This is a genomic window from Pseudoalteromonas sp. CO109Y, assembly GCF_004208935.1.
Lineage (GTDB): Bacteria > Pseudomonadota > Gammaproteobacteria > Enterobacterales > Alteromonadaceae > Pseudoalteromonas > Pseudoalteromonas shioyasakiensis.
Map to the genome: position 1 here is coordinate 48,346 of NZ_SGPD01000041.1, position 17,160 is coordinate 65,505.

The window sequence follows — 17,160 nt, forward strand, 5'->3', positions numbered from 1 at the left end:
GCTCAACGCGCCTTTTTTATTGGTAACTTTTTGCGATGGGCTTGGTACTCATGCCATGAATGAAAACACTAAATAAAATGGTTGTTAATGTTACCGTGGCAATTTGTTCTTTGTTTGCAATTGCTGTATCCATCACCATTAAAGTGAAAACGATAGACGCCAAACCTCTTGGGCCAAACCACGCAAAAGTAAACTTGTCTTTGAAATTTAGATTAGTAAACATAAGTGAAAGTAGTACCGGCACAATTCTAAAAACCGTCACACTTAATAACGCGTAAAAAACAATTGGCCAGGTAATATCATTCACAATTAAGTGACCACATACAAAACCGAATAAACACCAAATTAGTAGCGCAACAAATTCAGCGATATGCTCAGAGTCTTTAACTAATGTTGAACGTATTTTTTTAGGTGATAAGTAATCAAATAAAAGTCCCGCAACAAAAACAGCTATAAAACCACTGCCATGAAAATTTTGTGTTAAAGAGAAAATGGCCATTACTAAACCAATCAACAAAAATGGACTGCTATTATTTGCAAAGTAATGACGTGCTAATGCTATTTTTAAAAGTGGAATAAATACTGCCATCGACACGCCTGCAATAACCAGTGCAACACCTAACTCTCTTGCAAAAACAAGTAAAGTATCGATTGTCGTTACAGCACTTTCTGGGTTTTGAACTAATAAAAGTAAAACTAAAAAAATGGGGACACAAAGGCCATCGTTCAAACCACTTTCAGTATTTATTCCTTCGCGAACTTTTTCTGGTACCGATGTACATTCTAAAATTCCTTTGCTAAGCGCAGCATCCGTTGGTGTTAAAATAATCGCGATCAAGGCAGATTGAAAAAGTGATAACTCCGAAAAGAAAAACAATCCACCGGCAACACCTAACATTAGTGTCATCGGCAAAGCCATAAAAAGTAGCAGGCTAGGGTACTGATAACTATGTTTTAATACGGGGAGTTTTGATTTTGCTGCATCGGTAAATAAAAAAATACTTAAGGTTAATTCTACCAAAGGTAAAATGTCGCTGAGTCCGGCTTCGCCTAACTTAAACTCACTCGGCAAAAAGTAAGACATTGCAATTCCGACCAACACAAAAAACATCGGCCCAGTAATTTCTGTTCGTTCTAGCTGACGAATTGTCAGCGAGTAAAATAAAAGAGCTGAGCCAACTAATGCCAGTATTGTATATTCCATTAAACTTTCCTTTTTATTCCAGACTTTGCGCGTTCTTTTATATTTGTTTGAATATAAATTTGATCTGTCGTAGCGATTTTTGCATGACCTAAATCTTCAGATAAATGTTTTAGCGGTCTTGTTTGAGCATCGTGTGTTGCACCGGTATGTCTTAACCAGTGAGCAGTCGCCGCTTCAAGTTGTTCCGCATCATCTTTAAAGCCATCTTGTAAAAGAGACTGTTTTGCTAAGTCAAAACTTTGTTGTACCAAACGACGAATTTGACGAACAGTCATTCCACCTTTGCCACGAATTTTATGAACTAGCGGCTCAGCTTCATCAACACGGGGCAGGGCAGGTAAACCTCGGTAAAGCCTATAACGTTTTAGATATAATATAAAATCTTCACTTAAGGTAACATCACGTAACTTGTTACCTTTACCCATAATTCTTAAAAACCAAAAACCATCATTATCTTGCCAAAAATGTGACATAACCGGCGACCACTGAGGGCGTTCTGATAACTCAGATATTCGTAAGTACAATCCTTTTAAGCAAGCAAGAGTGAATAAATTTCTCTCTAAATCAGGTTGTTGCTCACATAAATCTCGAGTAACACCAAAAACATATTCCCATTGAATATCACTGAGTGTATCGGGGATTTTAATTTGCGATTGCACAACTAAGTAAGGGCTATTCTTTTTAACAACCGGTACAAAGTTAGCAAAGGTTTTTTCTTCTAAAATTGCGAACTTATAAAAAACATTGAGTGCTGTAAACATAGCTGCGAGTGTTTGTTGGCTAGCAATATTTTCTTTATTTATGAAAGGGCGCCAATTTGTATTGAGTCGTCTTATGCCTTGTTCATCTTTATAACGCCATTGCACTGAATTTGATAACCAGGCTGAATCTGGTTCAACCATAAAATCAACATAAGCTTCAATATCGTCACGCTTTAGATCGAACACCGATTTTTCAGCAACCAACCAAGACCATAAACAAAAACGCTCAAGCTCATTTCGAAAACGATTAAATGTGGCTTCTGATTTTCGGCCATACACATATAAAAATTGATAAAGAAAAACTAAGTCATTTTTTGATTCAGCAACAGTCAATCCAACTTGATGTATAAAGTTATCAAGTTCTGGATATTCTGTTGCAAGAGTATCATCTTCAAGATGGGCAATTTGGTAACGCAGTTGTTTTAGTGTATCGACGAGAGCAACGAGCATAATGATGTAATATCTTGTAAAATAGCTAGTTATAAGATTACCACAAAGTCCGATACTGTCTAGTATTGGACTTAATATATCTTTAGTATTTGCAACATTAACTAGATTGCCATACTAATATTCAAGGAATATGTATGAAAAAGTTTATCGCTATTAGTTTAGTTTTAATCACTACAATTTTAGCCGGTTGTGCTACAACAGGCAGTGCATCTCCCGATGAAAAACGTGCTTTAGTACAAAGCATGAAAAACAATACATTAAGAGAGCTTTACACTCAAAAACCTGATGTTAAACAACAAATTGCTAACTCTGCTGGTTATGCGGTTTTTGATAATGCCAATGTAAATGTTGTTTTAGCCAGTTTTGGCGGTGGCTATGGTGTTGTTAAAAACAACCTAACCGGTAAATCAACTTACATGAATATGGGTGAAGCGGGTTTAGGTCTAGGTTTAGGTGTTAAAGACTTTAATGTTGTGATGGTTTTTCATAACCAAGCAGCAGTAAATCGCTTTATTGAACATGGTTGGGCATTCGGTGGAAACGCTGATGCAGCAGCCAAATATGAAGATAAAGGTGGCGCTTTAGTTGCCGAAGCAATTGCAGACCAAGTAACTGTTTACTCTTTAACCGAAAATGGCCTTGCGTTACAAGCGGTACTGAAAGGCACTAAGTTTTGGGTAGATTCTGAGCTTAATTAAGCTATTTAAAACCCTTCTAAAAGTGGGCTAGTTAGCAACCTAACTCCCGCTTTTAATTATTTTATCTAATTTAACATAACGTAATTTATGGGTAATTGTTATATTTTAATCTTTAGGTAATCACTAGTTTTCTAAATCCACATTTCTAATGATTTAATACTTAAAACTGCTGTTCATTTCAAACTTTTTATTTATCTACGCTATCAGAAATTTCGTATTTAATTCATAAGCCACTAATTTTACTTAATATTATTTCTTCATCTTATTATAGTAAGACTTTCAGGTTGGGACATAAGGCTTAGGCCTCAATACCGCTCACGAATCACATTAGTCTAAACAATAATAACAAGGATTCATCATGAGGAAGTTTTTTCTAATCATCATAATTGGCTATTTCGCATGGGATTATTATGCAGTTAATTATGGGGGTATCTCACCAACACAAACGCTTCAAACAAAAATTATTGATCCCGTAAAATCAAATTACAGCCATAATCGAGATATCACAATATCTGATTATGAAAAGCCCGAGTATGAATGTGATGGCCGACAATATTGCAGCCAAATGAACTCTCTAGAAGAAGCGTTATTTTTTTCTAAAAATTGCCCTAACACAAAGTTAGATCAAAGCCCTGGTGAAGCCCCCTGCCAGAGTGATTTTATTTTGCGAGATTAATGTATTTTAAAAATCAAGTTGGCTAAATTTTACAATTTAGCTAACTTTTAACCCATCTCCCCAACTTTTCTTAGTTAAATAATATTAACTTTTGTAACATAAAACCGGAATTTTCCTAGTTCTTTATCACGAATTTATCGCTAAATTGTTTATAAACATTAGTGTTCAAATTAACACTACCTCTTTCTGGTTCAGACTGTTTTTACTCCGCTAATTTACTTTCTGAACTTAAAGCTGTACTTGGGTGATTTTAACGTGAAACATAGAATTAATACCGATACCGAAGTTAAATTTTCTGAATCTGACATCCTCCTATCGACTACTGATTTGCAAAGCCATATTACCTATGCCAATGATGAATTTTGCAAGATAGCTGGTTTCACGCTAGACGAAATGGTAGGTAAGCCTCATAACCTTGTTCGCCACTCTGATATGCCGAAACTGGCTTTTGCAGATTTGTGGCAACATCTAAAAAATGGTCAATCTTGGATGGGGCCTGTTAAAAATCGCTGTAAAAATGGTGATTATTATTGGGTTAATGCCTTTGTAACACCGATTAAAGATAAAAGTGGTTGTACTGTTGAGTTTCAATCAGTCAGAACTAAACAAAGTGACGATGTCGTACAAAGAGCGACCGCTGAATACGCTAAAATAAACAATAATCAAAAATCTCATGCCACTGCAGCAAAGTTCGATTCCACTCTTTACATAAGTGCCCTATTATTCATTAGTTTTTTAGGTTCGCTGGCTGCCGTTTTTAGCTCTGGATTCGATATTTTTCATTGTCTACTAGTTCTATTTTTAGCATCAGCTAATGGGCTTATGTATATTTGGCGTCAAAAATATTTAGCGCTTATAAATAAAGCAAAACAAGTCTACGATAATCCTTTAATGGCTTACCTGTATTCTGGTACCAATGATCAATCTGGCTTTTTACATCTTGCCCTTGAGATGCAACAAGCTAAATTAAAAGCTGTTGTTGGCCGAGTTAATGATGTGACCATGGGCGTTAATCACAACGCGCAACAATGTGCAGAGTCTGGTCATAACGTGACTGAACTTTTAAATAAACAAACAGATGAAGTCTCTCAAATTGTTGTTGCCACAGAGCAAATGACGGCCTCAATCAATGAGCTTTCATCAAGCACAATGCAGTCTAATCAAGCTGCTGAAGAGTCAAACCAAGCAACCGAACAAGGCTCACTTGCGGTCAAACAAACGATAACTTCAATTAGTGAGCTTGATGAAAAACTCAAAGAAGCAAGTAGCCAAGTAGAAAACTTAATTGAAGGTAATCAACACATTGTGGCAATTTTATCTGAGATAAACGCCATTGCCGATCAAACTAATTTACTTGCTTTAAATGCGGCTATCGAAGCTGCCCGAGCAGGCGACCATGGCCGTGGTTTTGCTGTTGTTGCAGGTGAAGTTCGTGCATTGGCATCACGTACACAGCAATCAACTGAAGAAATAAACAATGTGTTAAATCAGCTCACACACGCCTCGAAACAAGCACAACTTGCCATGAAAGACGGACTTAACTTGTCGGCTAAAAGTGTTGAGCTTGCACATCAAAGCGGCGATAGTTTAGACCATATTAAAGCCCAGTCTATCAAACTAAGTGAACTCAATAGCATCATAGCGCATGCAATGAACGAGCAACTGACAGCAAGCCAGGTTATTGCTACCAACTTAACGTCAGCACAAGACTTTGCTCATGAGTGTACAGAGCTTGGCCATACTTCGCAGCAACTTTGCGAAGCGCTCCTCAGTAAAGTGACAGAGCAAACTGCCTTGATTAATCAGTTTAAGTAGCGAAAGCAATACTATTTAATTAGGTTTATTTTCGGTGTGTGCTTATTAGTACACACCGCATCGAATGCTTCTGCTAACCGTTCTGTTTCTTTGAATACCTGCTGCCAATACTTAATTCGTGTATCAGCATCAAGTTCTGTAAAGTCTTTACGATCTGGGATTTTGCCATAAGGTAACGAAGCAACAAAGTCAGCTGATGGAGTGATCATCACTACGTTTTCATAGTTACTCGGGGTAACACTGCGCTTTAGGCTCTTATCAAACCAACCTGCTTTAGGGCTGTTATTAAAATGCGGATATAAAATAAGCCCGTCATTATGAATACTTAAGTCAAAGTGATAATCGATGATACCGCCATCGCGATACATACCTGGTGGTGTTCCTTTGATATTTTTAATGCCCTGCATGACTAATGGAATAGAGCCTGAAGCAAGTAACGCATCCGCTAAATTATCTTCGCTTAGCTCAATAGTATGCGTATTAAAGGTATTGTTATCTGAAAACGATAACTGACTATCCGCAGGCTGAAATACATAACGTTCATATTGCTTACTTAACAAACGTCTATTCATTCTATTGACTAAATAGCTTTTAGATAACCCCATTAACTGCATCACTTTGTTTTCTGATGCTGTAAAGCCATTCGATTTTGCAACTATAAAGTGGGCTTTAAAAATAGGGTTGTTAATAATTTCTTGAATACCATTTTCAGCAAAAACTGTGCTTAATAACTCTCGCGCTTTTGTTGTTATCTCTTCTGGTTTTGCTTTATTCGATGAATAGCGTGTTTCAGAGTAAGACTTTGCTAATCGAGATATTGCAGCAACAGGGTCATTTTGAGCAAAACAGGCAGATCTAAATGCACCGGCACTTGACCCTAACAAGTTTAGAGGTGTAGTGCGGTCTTTAAAAAATTCACCAAATAGATATTTATCTAAACCAAATAATGTAAACCATTTCGGCCCGCCGCTTGCTCCTAAAAAGGTATTAAACAAATCGGCAGACAGGCCTTGCTCTTGAATTACTTTTGCAGCACTTGGCCCTGCGTAAATATCTATCATGGTTACTTTTCTCGTTATTGTTTTAGATTATTTGCGCCAAATCCCTTGTTCTGTTTGACCTTGAACCTGCACTTTTTCAGAATCAAAACTCGGTTCTTGCCCTGCTTCACGTTGACTATGGTAGTCTTTTGTCACAGATAAGATGGTTGGCGTTAAGCGTATGATAGCGATAACGTTCACCACTGTCATTAAACCTAAAGCAATGTCTGCAAGATCCCACACTTGTTTAATGGTGGCCGATGCGCCCCAAATCATCATGGATAAATATAAACAGGTGTAAATTCCACGGCCGAGTTTATTATCTAGTTTAAATAAATGTAGGTTACTTTCTGCGTAGGCATAGTTTGCAACCACTGAAGTAAACGCGAATAAACAAATTGCAGCCGCTACAAAGTAAATGCCACCAGCAGCCATATGCGCTGTCATCGCAGATTGAGTTAAGCGGATCCCTTCCATTTCGCCGCTAATATCAATATTAGCCAATAAAATAATCACCGCCGTACAACTACACAGCACAATGGTATCGAAAAACACCCCTAGCATTTGAATATAGCCTTGAGTGACTGGGTGATTTGGTACTGGTGATGCACAGCCAGATGCATGTGGCACACTACCCGCTCCGGCTTCATTCGAATAAAGCCCTCGCTGAATACCATTTTTAATTGCGGCACCCATTGCTCCTGCGCCTGCTTCTTGTAAGCCAAAGGCTGAAAGTAAAATATCTTCAATCATCGCAGGCACTTTACCGATATTCAATAAAGTAATAATAATGGCGGCTAGTACAAATAAAATGCCCATAACTGGCACAATTCGTTCAGCAAAGCGGGCAATAGCTTTAAAGCCACCTAAAATAATAGAGCCTGCCAGTATCGTGATCACAATACCTGAATACAAAGTAGGAATTTCAAATGCGTAATTGAGGGCATCGGTAATGGTATTCGTTTGCATGGCACTAAACGTAAAGCCATAACCAAGAAACAAGCAAAAAGCAAAACACACTGCAAGCGCTCTACTGCCTAAGCCTTGCTGAATATAATAAGCAGGACCGCCTCTAAACTCGCCATTGGCATCCCTGACTTTATAAACTTGCCCAAGTACGCTCTCGGCAAAGCCTGTGGCCATGCCCAAAATGGCAATCACCCACATCCAAAATATTGCGCCACTGCCCCCTAACGAAATAGCAACGGCAACCCCCGCAAGGTTACCTGTGCCCACGCGAGCTGAAAGACCAGTACATAAAGCTTGAAACGAACTAATTGAGTTTTTATCGGTGCTGCTACTCGACTTTAATAGGCTAAACATATGGCGAAACTTAACCAATTGAATCGCTTTTAACCTTACCGAAAACCAGATCCCAGCAAACAGAAGAATATAGATAAGAATTTGGCCTTCTCCCCAAAGAAGACCATTGATTGTCGATACAGCACTGTTAAACATGGCAAGCCTTTATTGTTCTTATAGATAAAAAATCACAAAAAGTGAATAGCTAACCACTTTAACTCTATTTACAAATATCTCAAGTAGGCAATGGGATTAATTGCCCGGCCTGCTCCCAACTAATTTAGCAGTTGTTGCTGTAAAAAGGCACGACCTGCCGCTAAACCTAATTTGTGATCATAGCGCAGATCTGAATCTGTACTACCCAGTAGCTTACTGCGTAATTTATCGCCTGCAAAAATTTGCGTGATACGGGCATCACTTGGTGGGTTGGCAATGAAATCGAGTTCTTCTTGATAAGCTTGTTCGTGTTGAACCAAGTAATCAATGGTTTTAGGGCAATAACCTGATACGCAAACTAGTGACTTTAACTTATTTACCCATTCAGATTGTACTTGAAAGTTTTCATCAACAGTACGAATGACCACAATATCACGAGCACCACGGTTATAAGCTTCTTTCACAGGTAAAGGTGCGGCTAAACCACCATCTAAATACATATCATGCACTAAATCAGTATTAGAGCTTTGAATAATGGCATCGTTTGCGGCCTTTGTTGTTAGCCAAGGCGTTAAGTTCACTCCATCTTTATATAAAAATGGCAGTGCGCTTGATGCTTTTAATAATGCCAACCATTGCGTATCTTCACCATTTGGGCTCAAATAATACGGTTTACGATCAGCTGCGTTAGTGGTTGTGATCAACAGTTCGCGTTTACCTAGGCTTTGTGTTGCTGTTTTAAAATCAAGGGCACGGTTTACCTCTTTGGTTTTATCAAAATACCAATCAAGGTCAACAATGCTTTTACCAAACAGCCCGCGGCCAAGTTGGAAAAAACGTTTATGACGAGAAAGGCCTCTGATCAAACGTTTTGCATAGCCTTTTTGACGCGCTAAATAACTTGTTAAGTTTTGTGAGCCTGCCGATGTGCCAATGAATAAATCGAATGGATCGTAATTATTTTCTAACCATGCATCGAGCACACCTGCGGTAAAAATCCCTCGTTGCCCACCACCCTCAGCGATTAATGCTGTTTTTGTTTGTGGTTCTACTGCGGCAATTGTTTGAGATTTCACGGTGCACCTTCCTAGGGTTATGGTTAATAAATATATTGTATTAAGTTAATTTCAATCCTTAAAACGGATTATATAAATTGATTTAATCTATAAAATCGTTTAATAAATGAGTGTCAGGGCTTAATCAATGCGCATAAAACTCATTACACGCATTCACTATTTGCCAAACCGTATTAGTTCATGATGCTTGCTAATATTTCCAGCGCATGTTGTCTGTCACTCAATTCATACAGGTCATTTGTAAAAATAAACTCATCAACCTGTAGCGTTTGTTTAATCATACTCAGCTTATGCTTAACGCTCGCTTGACCGCCAACAACAGAAAGTCCTAAAAAGTTTTCTACTTGCATTTTTTCTTGCGCTGTCCACAAGCCTTCCATTGTTGCAACAGGCTCTTTAAGCCAAAGTGGCTTCCCGCGCATAAGTGCTAAGATGCGTTGTTTCGCTGTGGTTGCTAAAAACTGTGCTTGTTCATCGGTGTCAGCTGCAACAACGGGTAAGCCAAGCATGACGTATGGCTTATCTAATACCTCAGATGGTTGAAATTCTCTGCGATACAATGCAATGGCATCTTCAACAAAGCGTGGGGCAAAATGACCAGCAAATGCATATGGCAGGCCTTTTTTTGCCGCAAGTCCAGCACTATAAAGGCTTGAGCCCAGTAACCAGATTGGTACATTTGTATCTTCACCTGGGATTGCGCGTACTGGAGAGTCACCTTTATATGGGCCAAGTAAAGCTTGCAGCTCCGTTACTTCATCATTGAAGTGCTCAGCACGTTGTTCGTCACGGCGCAAAGCACGGCTGGTAATTGGGTCACTACCTGGTGCTCGGCCTAAACCTAAATCAATGCGACCGGGGTATAAACTCTCTAGGGTGCCAAATTGCTCAGCAACCACCAGCGGTGGATGGTTAGGTAACATCACCCCACCTGCACCTACGCGAATATTCTGAGTTTTACCTGCGATATGACCTATCAGTACTGAAGTTGCGGCACACACGATTCCGCGCATATTATGATGCTCTGCCATCCAAAACCGATTAAAACCCAGTTTGTCGGCTGTTTTTGCATAGGTAACACTATTTGCTAGTGTTTGCGAAACGGTTTCGTGCTCTTTCATTGGGCTCAATTCAAGCAATGAAAAAGGTGTGTTGCTAAGATCTGACATTCGCTCTCCAAAATTTAACTCTTTATAATTAGTTAATGAGAGCGAATGGCTATTTTTCAAATGCTAATTAGGCACGGCTTTGTTGCTGTTTTTCCACCTTTAGGCCATCGGCATCAATACCACGCTTCCAATAAGCTGATGCAACAATGTGTTCACGGTCAATTTCAAAACTGCTTGTTACTAATCGGCGAATTGCTTTTACCAAGTTTGCTTCTAGTGCCATAAACACCATAGGTTGCGTGTTATAGCCAGCACATAAGCGTGTTACTTGGTCGAGTAGATCTGTTTCTGGCTCATCTGTAACTAACCATTCAACACTATGTTGGATGTGTGCCTTAATTTGCTCAAGCTCAATGATGTCGGCTTTATCAGCAACATGAATAATGACATCAACAGTGGCATCTTGTGGCAGGGCTTGTAAGTAGCCATTGATTGCATTTACTGAAGTTAAATCTGCCAGCATTAAATAATGTGTTTGCGTAAAATCAGTGAGTTTTTTAGGGCCTGGGCCTGCTATACCTACCTCGTCGCCTACACACGCATTTTGTGCCCAGTTGGTTGCCACGCCTTGATGTTGGTTAACCACAAAATCGAGGGTAATTGCACCGTTAAATGGGTTGATATCACGAATAGTGTAAGAGCGCATTAATGCTGGGTGCTCAGCGTGTAAATCAAGTTCAACTTTTGATTCTCCGGCATGCGGGAGTAGCACCTTTACGTACGCACCTTTTGCATCTTGTGGAAAATCGGCAAACTCCTCTGAGCCAACAACAATTCTTTGTAGATGCGGGGAAATACGTGTAGTACTTAATACGTTTGCACGACGAACTTTTCTAGCCATCTTGGTCTCCTAGCTGGTTAAATTGCACAACGCCCCAATAGTTGATATAGTCAACTATACGCTTTTAATTGACTTTGTCAACTAATGTAAACTTGCTTAACTTAGGTGAATCATGCCACAAACCTCTCTTTCTTCAGCTTTATTTACACTGGCACAAAGTTACCGTGTCACTGTACGCGAAGCCATTAACGCCAACGAGCTTGGTCTTAACGCACTGCATGTACGCTGTTTACATATTATTGCCGAAACACAGCACTGTACTGCCAATGATATTGTTGCCAAAACTGGTCGTGATAAAGCACAAATAGCACGCTTAGTAAAAGAGCTTATAAAGCTTGAACTGGTTTCTAAATGTGCCGACGAAAACGATAAGCGCTGTTTAATTTTATCCTTTACTGATCAAGGTAACGCCCTGTTCTCGCGTTTAGAAGTTGCAGAGCAAGAAGTTGATGCCAAACTTTGCCACGGTTTAACTGATCAACAAGTACGTGATTTTATCGCTATTGCCACAACCATGATCGAAAATATCAATCACAACACCCCGTGATCTTATTGGCAAGATAACCACAAACCACTATACTGTACAAACGTACAGTATAGTGGTTTTGTTATGCGTGTTATTCCTATTTATATCGAAGCTGGCGTATGTGGTTTTGAATCACCGGCAGCACAATACAAAGAGCTAGGCTTATCATTAGATCAGCTATTGATTAAACACCCTGATGCAACATTTATTGGTATTGCCTCTGGCGAATCAATGCAAGGTGTGGGGATTTTTGATGGTGACTTATTACTGGTTGATCGCGCCGAAGACGTTAAAAATGGCGATGTCATTGTCGCGAATCTAAATGGTTTATTTGTTTGTAAGCTATTAGATAAACACAATGCACAGTTATTATCAGCCTCACCTAAATACCCCGCAGTGCAACTACGCCAATCGGATGAATTTCAATTAGAAGGCGTGGTCACTCGCTCAATTCGCTTACATCGCAGTAGTAAAGAGCTATTAGCATGTACGCCTTAGTCGATGCGGTGGCCTTTTATGCCAGCGCCGAAAAAGTATTTGATCCGGCTATTCGTAGTAAACCGGTTGTGGTTCTTACTAACAACGATGGTTGTATTTGTGCCGTGTGCCCTATTGCACGAAAGCTGGCTATTCCAAAATTTCAGCCTTATTTTCAAGTAAAGAAAATACTCGAAGATAACCAAGTGGTGATCCGCTCATCTAACTATGAGCTGTATGCGGATTTAAGCGAGCGGATGATGAACGTGATTGGCCGCTTTTGCGATAATCAGCACATATACTCTATTGATGAATCATTTTTAAACTTTACTGGTTTCAAAAAACTTATTCACGATTGGCATCGTTATGGCCATGATATTCGCCGTACCGTATGGCGCGAAACAAAGCTGCCAGTCGGTGTTGGATTTGGCCCAACAGCAACCCTAGCCAAAGCCGCCAATCATGCAGCGAAAAAACTCCCCGGCTTTGATGGCGTTGCAGTGATTGACTCAGAAACTTCACGGGTAGCCATTCTAAAAGCCATGGACGTACAAGATGTTTGGGGCGTTGGTCGACGCTTAGCTAAAAAACTCAAAGCAATGAATATTAATACAGCCTTTGATTTAGCCGAGCAAGACCCACGAAAAATGAAACGCCTATTTAGTATTGTATTAGAGCGCACAGTGAACGAGTTACGCGGTAAAAGCTGTTTAGCCTGGGATGAAGTACGCCAAGACAAAAAAGAAATTTTTTCGACCCGTAGTTTTGGAGAGCGTATCACTGACGCCACCGCGCTGAAAACGGCACTGATCAATCATTGTGTCATTGTAGCAAGAAAACTACGTGCGCAAGGCTCACACACTCAACGCTTATTAATGTTTGTGGCCAGTTCTCCTCACCAAGATGGCTATTATAAAAAGTCCTATATTTATGAGTTTAGTGTCGCCACCGCCGATAGTTGCGTGTTTGCCAATGCTATCAGCGAGGTATTTGATCATCTCTATAAACCTGGGGTACGATTTTATAAATGTGGTGTAGGTGCTCTTGAGTTATCAAGCCACATGTTTCAGCAACCTGATCTATTTCAAGCGCCTATCGATAACCCAAAACTGATGAAGTGTCTTGATAGCATTAACACCCGTTATGGCGTGGGTACCCTTGCCATAGCCAGCGAAACTCCAACGACCCGTTGGCATATGAAACGCGCGTACTTATCGCCTCATTACACAACCCGCTGGCATAACCTACCAAAAATACATTGTTAAAAATCTGCCAGCTTAGCATTTAGTAAACTGCATAAATCCTTAGGTGCCAACGAAATCTCAAGGCCTCGCTTACCAGCTGAAACATACATCAAGTCAAAGCTATCTGCAGATTGATGCACATAGGTATTAAGGCGCTTTTTCTGACCTAGCGGGCTTACTCCACCTAAAATATAACCTGTGGTATTTTCGACTTTTTGTTGTGGAGCCATTTGTACTTTTTTAACCTTTGCCGCCTTTGCCAGCATTTTCAGGTTAACTTGTTGGCTAACTGGCACAATAGCAACCAAAAGCTGGTGGTCAGCGTCTTCAAGTACTAAGGTTTTAAATACTTGCTCAGCTGGTAGCTTAAGCTTTTCAACCGCTTCAAGGCCAAACTGTTGTTGCGAAGGCTCATGCTGATAGCTGAGCACATCAAAGCTAATACCTTTCTTCTTCAGTAAGTTTATAGCCGGCGTCATTGATTTTCCTATAACTAATTAATTAGCAGTCACTTTATAAAACATACCGTGAACAAGGAATATAAGGCAATAGAAAAACCGCTACAAAACACACGAAATAGACCTAATTCGACTACACTAAAGTAATGAATCCTGGGCAGGGTAACAAGCATGTCTAGACACACAGGGCTCTATCTAGCCAAACAGTTATTTATCATACTCACCCTATTGTATGCAGTGAATTTTGTGTGCAACGAATACCTCGCGTGGAATGCCTACATGGATTGTCAAAGCAAATGCCATACGCTTGGCTTAGAAAAAGGCCGAATACAAAACACCACATTTTCAGAGGATGTGACTTTATGCCGTTGTCTTGCTGATACCGACTACTACGTTGTGCTGAACTAAATCTGAAAATACCGACTAGGAATTAGGGAAATTTCACGTATTATTAAATTGATTATAAGTTAAACAAAGGAAAGTACATGTTTTTAGACTACTTTGCACTGGTCATGCTAGTGTTTGTAACGGTAGTAATATTTTATGGTGTTATTGCCATTCACGATATTCCCTACGAAATTGCCAAAAAGCGTAATCACCCTCATCAAGATGCCATCCATTATGCAGGCTGGGTTAGCCTATTTACCCTACACGTGCTGTGGCCATTTTTATGGGTTTGGGCGACATTATGGCGTGATGACCGCGGTTGGGGTTTTAACCAGATCCAAAAGGAACAAGAAGACTTAGCTGAAAAAGTGGCAAGCCTGACAGCCACAGTGGCAGCGCTACAAGCACAAATAAATGCTCAATCGAATAATAAAGAGAAATAGAATATGGATTTGTTATTAATACTCACCTATACCGCATTGTGCATTGGTATCTTTAAAGTTTTTAAAATCCCACTAAATAAATGGACGGTACCTACCGCGGTACTTGGTGGTGTGGTGCTGATCGGCGCTTTGATCCTGTTAATGAACTATAACCATCCACATTCAAATATGGCCAGCAGTGCCTATGTCACAACACCTATTGTGCCAAATGTACGCGGAACCGTTGAAGAAGTGGCTGTTAAGCCAAATCAGCCCGTTAAAAAAGGTGAGTTATTGTTTCGCCTAGACGATACCTTATATCGAGCCAAACTAAATCAAGCGATTGCCGCTTTGCAAGATGCAAAACAGTCAGTGCTTGGTTTAGAAGCGGCCTATAAATCAGCACAAGCCAGTGCACTAATGGCTAAAGCTGAATATGATCGCAGTAAGAAAGAATACGAACGTTATGAAAAAGGGGCAAAAAGCGGTGCTTACTCAAAAGGCCAAGTTGATAATAAATTAGGTGTATACTTAGCAGCAAAGGCAAGTTACGAAGCAGCACAGGCCGAAGAGCTACGTCAAAAACTTGCATTTGAGTCTGAAATAAACGGCGAACAAACTAAAATTGCCGCAGCTCGCGCTAATTTAGAGCAAGCTCAATTTAACTTAGACAGCACAAGCGTTTATGCACCTACCGATGGCTATGTTACACAACTAACATTACGCCCTGGGATGATTGCAGTACCAATGCCACTACGCCCAGTAATGACCTTTGTGCACAAAGAAGATACCGTTTACGTCGCTGCATTTAGACAAAATTCACTATTAAGACTCGAACCAGGCTACAAAGCAGACTTTATCTTTAAAGCTATTCCTGGCAAAACCTTTGCGGGTGAAGTAATCGATGTATTACCTGCTATTGGTGAAGGGCAAGTACAAGCACAAGGCACACTGATGGGCACTGAGTTTTTTGCTCGCCAAGGCCGCGCAATTGTCACCTTAAAAATCACAGACGACATGAGTGAATATAACCTACCACAGGGGACAAGCACAGAAGTCGCTGTTTATTCAGAACACTTCGAGCACGTATCAGTAATGCGTAAAGTATTGATCAGAATGAAAAGTTGGCAAAACTACCTATTCTTAGATCACTAAAGTAGGCAATTACCAATAAAAAAAGGCGCTTATTAGCGCCTTTTTTACTATCTAACTAAAGTTACTTAACTAGAGTTACTTAGTTAGGTCATCGAAAAACTTCTTAACACCGTCAAAGAAACCTTTTTCTTTTGGACGATTTTTAGAGCCATCTTTACCCATGCTTTGCTCAAGTTCTTCAAGCAATTCACGTTGACGATCATTAAGATTAACCGGCGTTTCAATAACCACTTTACAGATCAAGTCACCTTGAGCGCCACTACGTACAGACTTAACGCCTTTACCACGCATACGGAACATCTTGCCCGTTTGGCTTTCTGATGGGATCTTCAGTTTTGCACGGCCATCCAGTGTCGGTACTTCAATTTCACCGCCCAGTGCTGCTGTTGTGAAGCCAATAGGCACTTCACAATACAGGTTATTACCATCACGTTGGAAAATCGGATGTTCACGTACAGAAACCTGAACGTATAAATCACCTGCTGGTGCTCCATGCATGCCCGCTTCACCTTCGCCCGATAGACGAATACGGTCACCTGTATCAACACCCGCTGGGATCTTAACTGATAAGGTCTTAGTTTTTTCTACGCGACCTTGGCCATGACAGCTGTCACATGGATCAGAAATAATTTGACCTGTGCCCTGACACGTAGGACAAGTTTGCTGAACCGCGAAGAAACCTTGGCGCATTTGTACTTGGCCTGCACCATGACAGGTAGTACATGTTTTTGGTTTAGAACCCGCTTTTGCACCGCTACCGTCACATGGCTTACAGCTAACCCAGGTTGGTACTTTAATTTCGACATCTTTACCACGAACAGCCTCTTCAAGGCTTAAGTCCATGTTGTAACGTAAGTCCGAACCACGTTGTTGACGCGATTGACGACGACCACCGCCACCACCAAAGATATCTCCAAACACATCACCGAAAATATCACCAAAATCACCATGACCGCCGCCGAAGCCACCGCCATGACCGCCACCACCTTGTTCAAAGGCTGCATGGCCGTACTGATCATACATTTGACGCTTTTGCGGATCAGTTAGTACTTCGTAGGCATCTTTTACTTCCTTAAATTTAGCTTCAAGGTCTTTATCGCCTGCGGTACGGTCTGGATGATATTTCATCGCTAAGCGCTTATACGCTTTTTTTATGTCTCGTTCGCTGGCATCTTTGCTCACGCCGAGAACTTCATAATAATCGCTTTTTGACATATCTATCACACTACTCTTTTTACTGCAGCTACACTGCGTAAGGTAAATCGACTGATACAAGTCGTATTATGGTCATGACCATTTAAGA

General features: G+C 40.3%; 17 protein-coding genes and 1 pseudogene. 9 read left to right on the forward strand and 9 right to left on the reverse strand.

Features of this window, described 5'->3' with window-relative positions:
* Positions 1 to 16: 16 nt before the first annotated feature.
* Positions 17 to 1,204, reverse strand: coding sequence for a cation:proton antiporter (locus EXT43_RS16860; RefSeq protein WP_062565469.1), 1,188 nt, complete (start codon positions 1,202 to 1,204; stop codon positions 17 to 19).
* The gene (locus EXT43_RS16865; protein WP_062565470.1) at positions 1,204 to 2,415 is read right to left on the reverse strand and encodes a tyrosine-type recombinase/integrase; all 1,212 of its coding nucleotides are present in this window, start codon (positions 2,413 to 2,415) and stop codon (positions 1,204 to 1,206) included. Before EXT43_RS16865 ends, EXT43_RS16860 begins: the two co-directional genes overlap by 1 nt.
* A 134-nt stretch (positions 2,416 to 2,549) precedes the next feature.
* On the opposite strand from EXT43_RS16865, the gene EXT43_RS16870 reads away from it, so the two are divergent.
* The 3 genes and pseudogenes from EXT43_RS16870 to EXT43_RS16880 all read left to right on the forward strand — a co-directional run bounded on the left by EXT43_RS16870 (position 2,550) and on the right by EXT43_RS16880 (position 5,604).
* Positions 2,550 to 3,113 (forward strand): YSC84-related protein, encoded by a 564-nt coding sequence (locus tag EXT43_RS16870; protein ID WP_062565471.1) that lies wholly within the window; start codon positions 2,550 to 2,552, stop codon positions 3,111 to 3,113.
* Positions 3,114 to 3,642: 529 nt separating this feature from the next.
* Positions 3,643 to 3,789: pseudogene (locus EXT43_RS20790) on the forward strand (cold shock domain-containing protein); the annotation flags it as partial.
* Between the two features lie 255 nt (positions 3,790 to 4,044).
* Entirely contained in the window at positions 4,045 to 5,604 is a 1,560-nt protein-coding gene (locus tag EXT43_RS16880) for a PAS domain-containing methyl-accepting chemotaxis protein (RefSeq protein WP_130167501.1), read from the forward strand.
* 11 nt (positions 5,605 to 5,615) lie between these two features.
* Here EXT43_RS16880 and EXT43_RS16885 read toward each other — a convergent pair whose 3' ends face one another.
* The 5 genes from EXT43_RS16885 to EXT43_RS16905 form a co-directional block, all read right to left on the reverse strand.
* Positions 5,616 to 6,665: a patatin-like phospholipase family protein gene (locus tag EXT43_RS16885; protein WP_062565474.1), complete on the reverse strand. Its 1,050-nt coding sequence runs from the start codon at positions 6,663 to 6,665 to the stop codon at positions 5,616 to 5,618.
* Positions 6,666 to 6,692: 27 nt separating this feature from the next.
* Positions 6,693 to 8,102 (reverse strand): alanine/glycine:cation symporter family protein, encoded by a 1,410-nt coding sequence (locus EXT43_RS16890; protein ID WP_062565475.1) that lies wholly within the window; start codon positions 8,100 to 8,102, stop codon positions 6,693 to 6,695.
* 119 nt (positions 8,103 to 8,221) lie between these two features.
* Positions 8,222 to 9,178, reverse strand: a complete 957-nt coding sequence (locus EXT43_RS16895) for a patatin family protein (RefSeq protein ID WP_062565476.1) — start codon at positions 9,176 to 9,178, stop codon at positions 8,222 to 8,224.
* Between the two features lie 173 nt (positions 9,179 to 9,351).
* Positions 9,352 to 10,347 carry an LLM class flavin-dependent oxidoreductase gene (locus EXT43_RS16900; RefSeq protein ID WP_130167502.1) on the reverse strand — a complete coding sequence of 332 codons (996 nt, stop codon included), beginning with the start codon at positions 10,345 to 10,347 and terminating at the stop codon, positions 9,352 to 9,354.
* Between the two features lie 67 nt (positions 10,348 to 10,414).
* Positions 10,415 to 11,188, reverse strand: coding sequence for a siderophore-interacting protein (locus EXT43_RS16905; RefSeq protein ID WP_130167503.1), 774 nt, complete (start codon positions 11,186 to 11,188; stop codon positions 10,415 to 10,417).
* A 112-nt stretch (positions 11,189 to 11,300) separates the two neighbouring features.
* Here EXT43_RS16905 and EXT43_RS16910 point away from each other — a divergent pair, with 112 nt between their 5' ends.
* From EXT43_RS16910 to EXT43_RS16920, 3 genes are all read left to right on the forward strand, one after another.
* Positions 11,301 to 11,735, forward strand: coding sequence for a MarR family transcriptional regulator (locus EXT43_RS16910; RefSeq protein ID WP_054563088.1), 435 nt, complete (start codon positions 11,301 to 11,303; stop codon positions 11,733 to 11,735).
* A gap of 63 nt (positions 11,736 to 11,798) precedes the next feature.
* The gene (gene umuD / locus EXT43_RS16915) at positions 11,799 to 12,212 is read left to right on the forward strand and encodes a translesion error-prone DNA polymerase V autoproteolytic subunit (protein ID WP_054552219.1); all 414 of its coding nucleotides are present in this window, start codon (positions 11,799 to 11,801) and stop codon (positions 12,210 to 12,212) included.
* Entirely contained in the window at positions 12,200 to 13,456 is a 1,257-nt protein-coding gene (locus EXT43_RS16920; RefSeq protein WP_062565478.1) for a Y-family DNA polymerase, read from the forward strand. Before umuD ends, EXT43_RS16920 begins: the two co-directional genes overlap by 13 nt.
* Here EXT43_RS16920 and ybaK read toward each other — a convergent pair.
* Positions 13,453 to 13,914: a Cys-tRNA(Pro) deacylase gene (gene ybaK / locus EXT43_RS16925; protein ID WP_062565479.1), complete on the reverse strand. Its 462-nt coding sequence runs from the start codon at positions 13,912 to 13,914 to the stop codon at positions 13,453 to 13,455. The two genes, EXT43_RS16920 and ybaK, sit on opposite strands and share 4 nt — an antisense overlap.
* A 150-nt stretch (positions 13,915 to 14,064) precedes the next feature.
* On the opposite strand from ybaK, the gene EXT43_RS16930 reads away from it, so the two are divergent.
* From EXT43_RS16930 to EXT43_RS16940, 3 genes are all read left to right on the forward strand, one after another.
* The gene (locus tag EXT43_RS16930) at positions 14,065 to 14,301 is read left to right on the forward strand and encodes a hypothetical protein (protein WP_130167504.1); all 237 of its coding nucleotides are present in this window, start codon (positions 14,065 to 14,067) and stop codon (positions 14,299 to 14,301) included.
* A 77-nt stretch (positions 14,302 to 14,378) separates the two neighbouring features.
* A complete protein-coding gene (locus EXT43_RS16935) occupies positions 14,379 to 14,723 on the forward strand; it encodes a DUF3302 domain-containing protein (RefSeq protein WP_054552213.1) in 345 nt (114 codons plus the stop codon).
* Positions 14,724 to 14,726: 3 nt separating this feature from the next.
* Positions 14,727 to 15,857 (forward strand): HlyD family secretion protein, encoded by a 1,131-nt coding sequence (locus tag EXT43_RS16940; RefSeq protein ID WP_062565480.1) that lies wholly within the window; start codon positions 14,727 to 14,729, stop codon positions 15,855 to 15,857.
* Between the two features lie 75 nt (positions 15,858 to 15,932).
* Here the strand turns inward: EXT43_RS16940 and dnaJ are convergent, their stop codons facing one another.
* Positions 15,933 to 17,072, reverse strand: coding sequence for a molecular chaperone DnaJ (gene dnaJ / locus EXT43_RS16945; RefSeq protein ID WP_054563084.1), 1,140 nt, complete (start codon positions 17,070 to 17,072; stop codon positions 15,933 to 15,935).
* Positions 17,073 to 17,160: the final 88 nt, after the last annotated feature.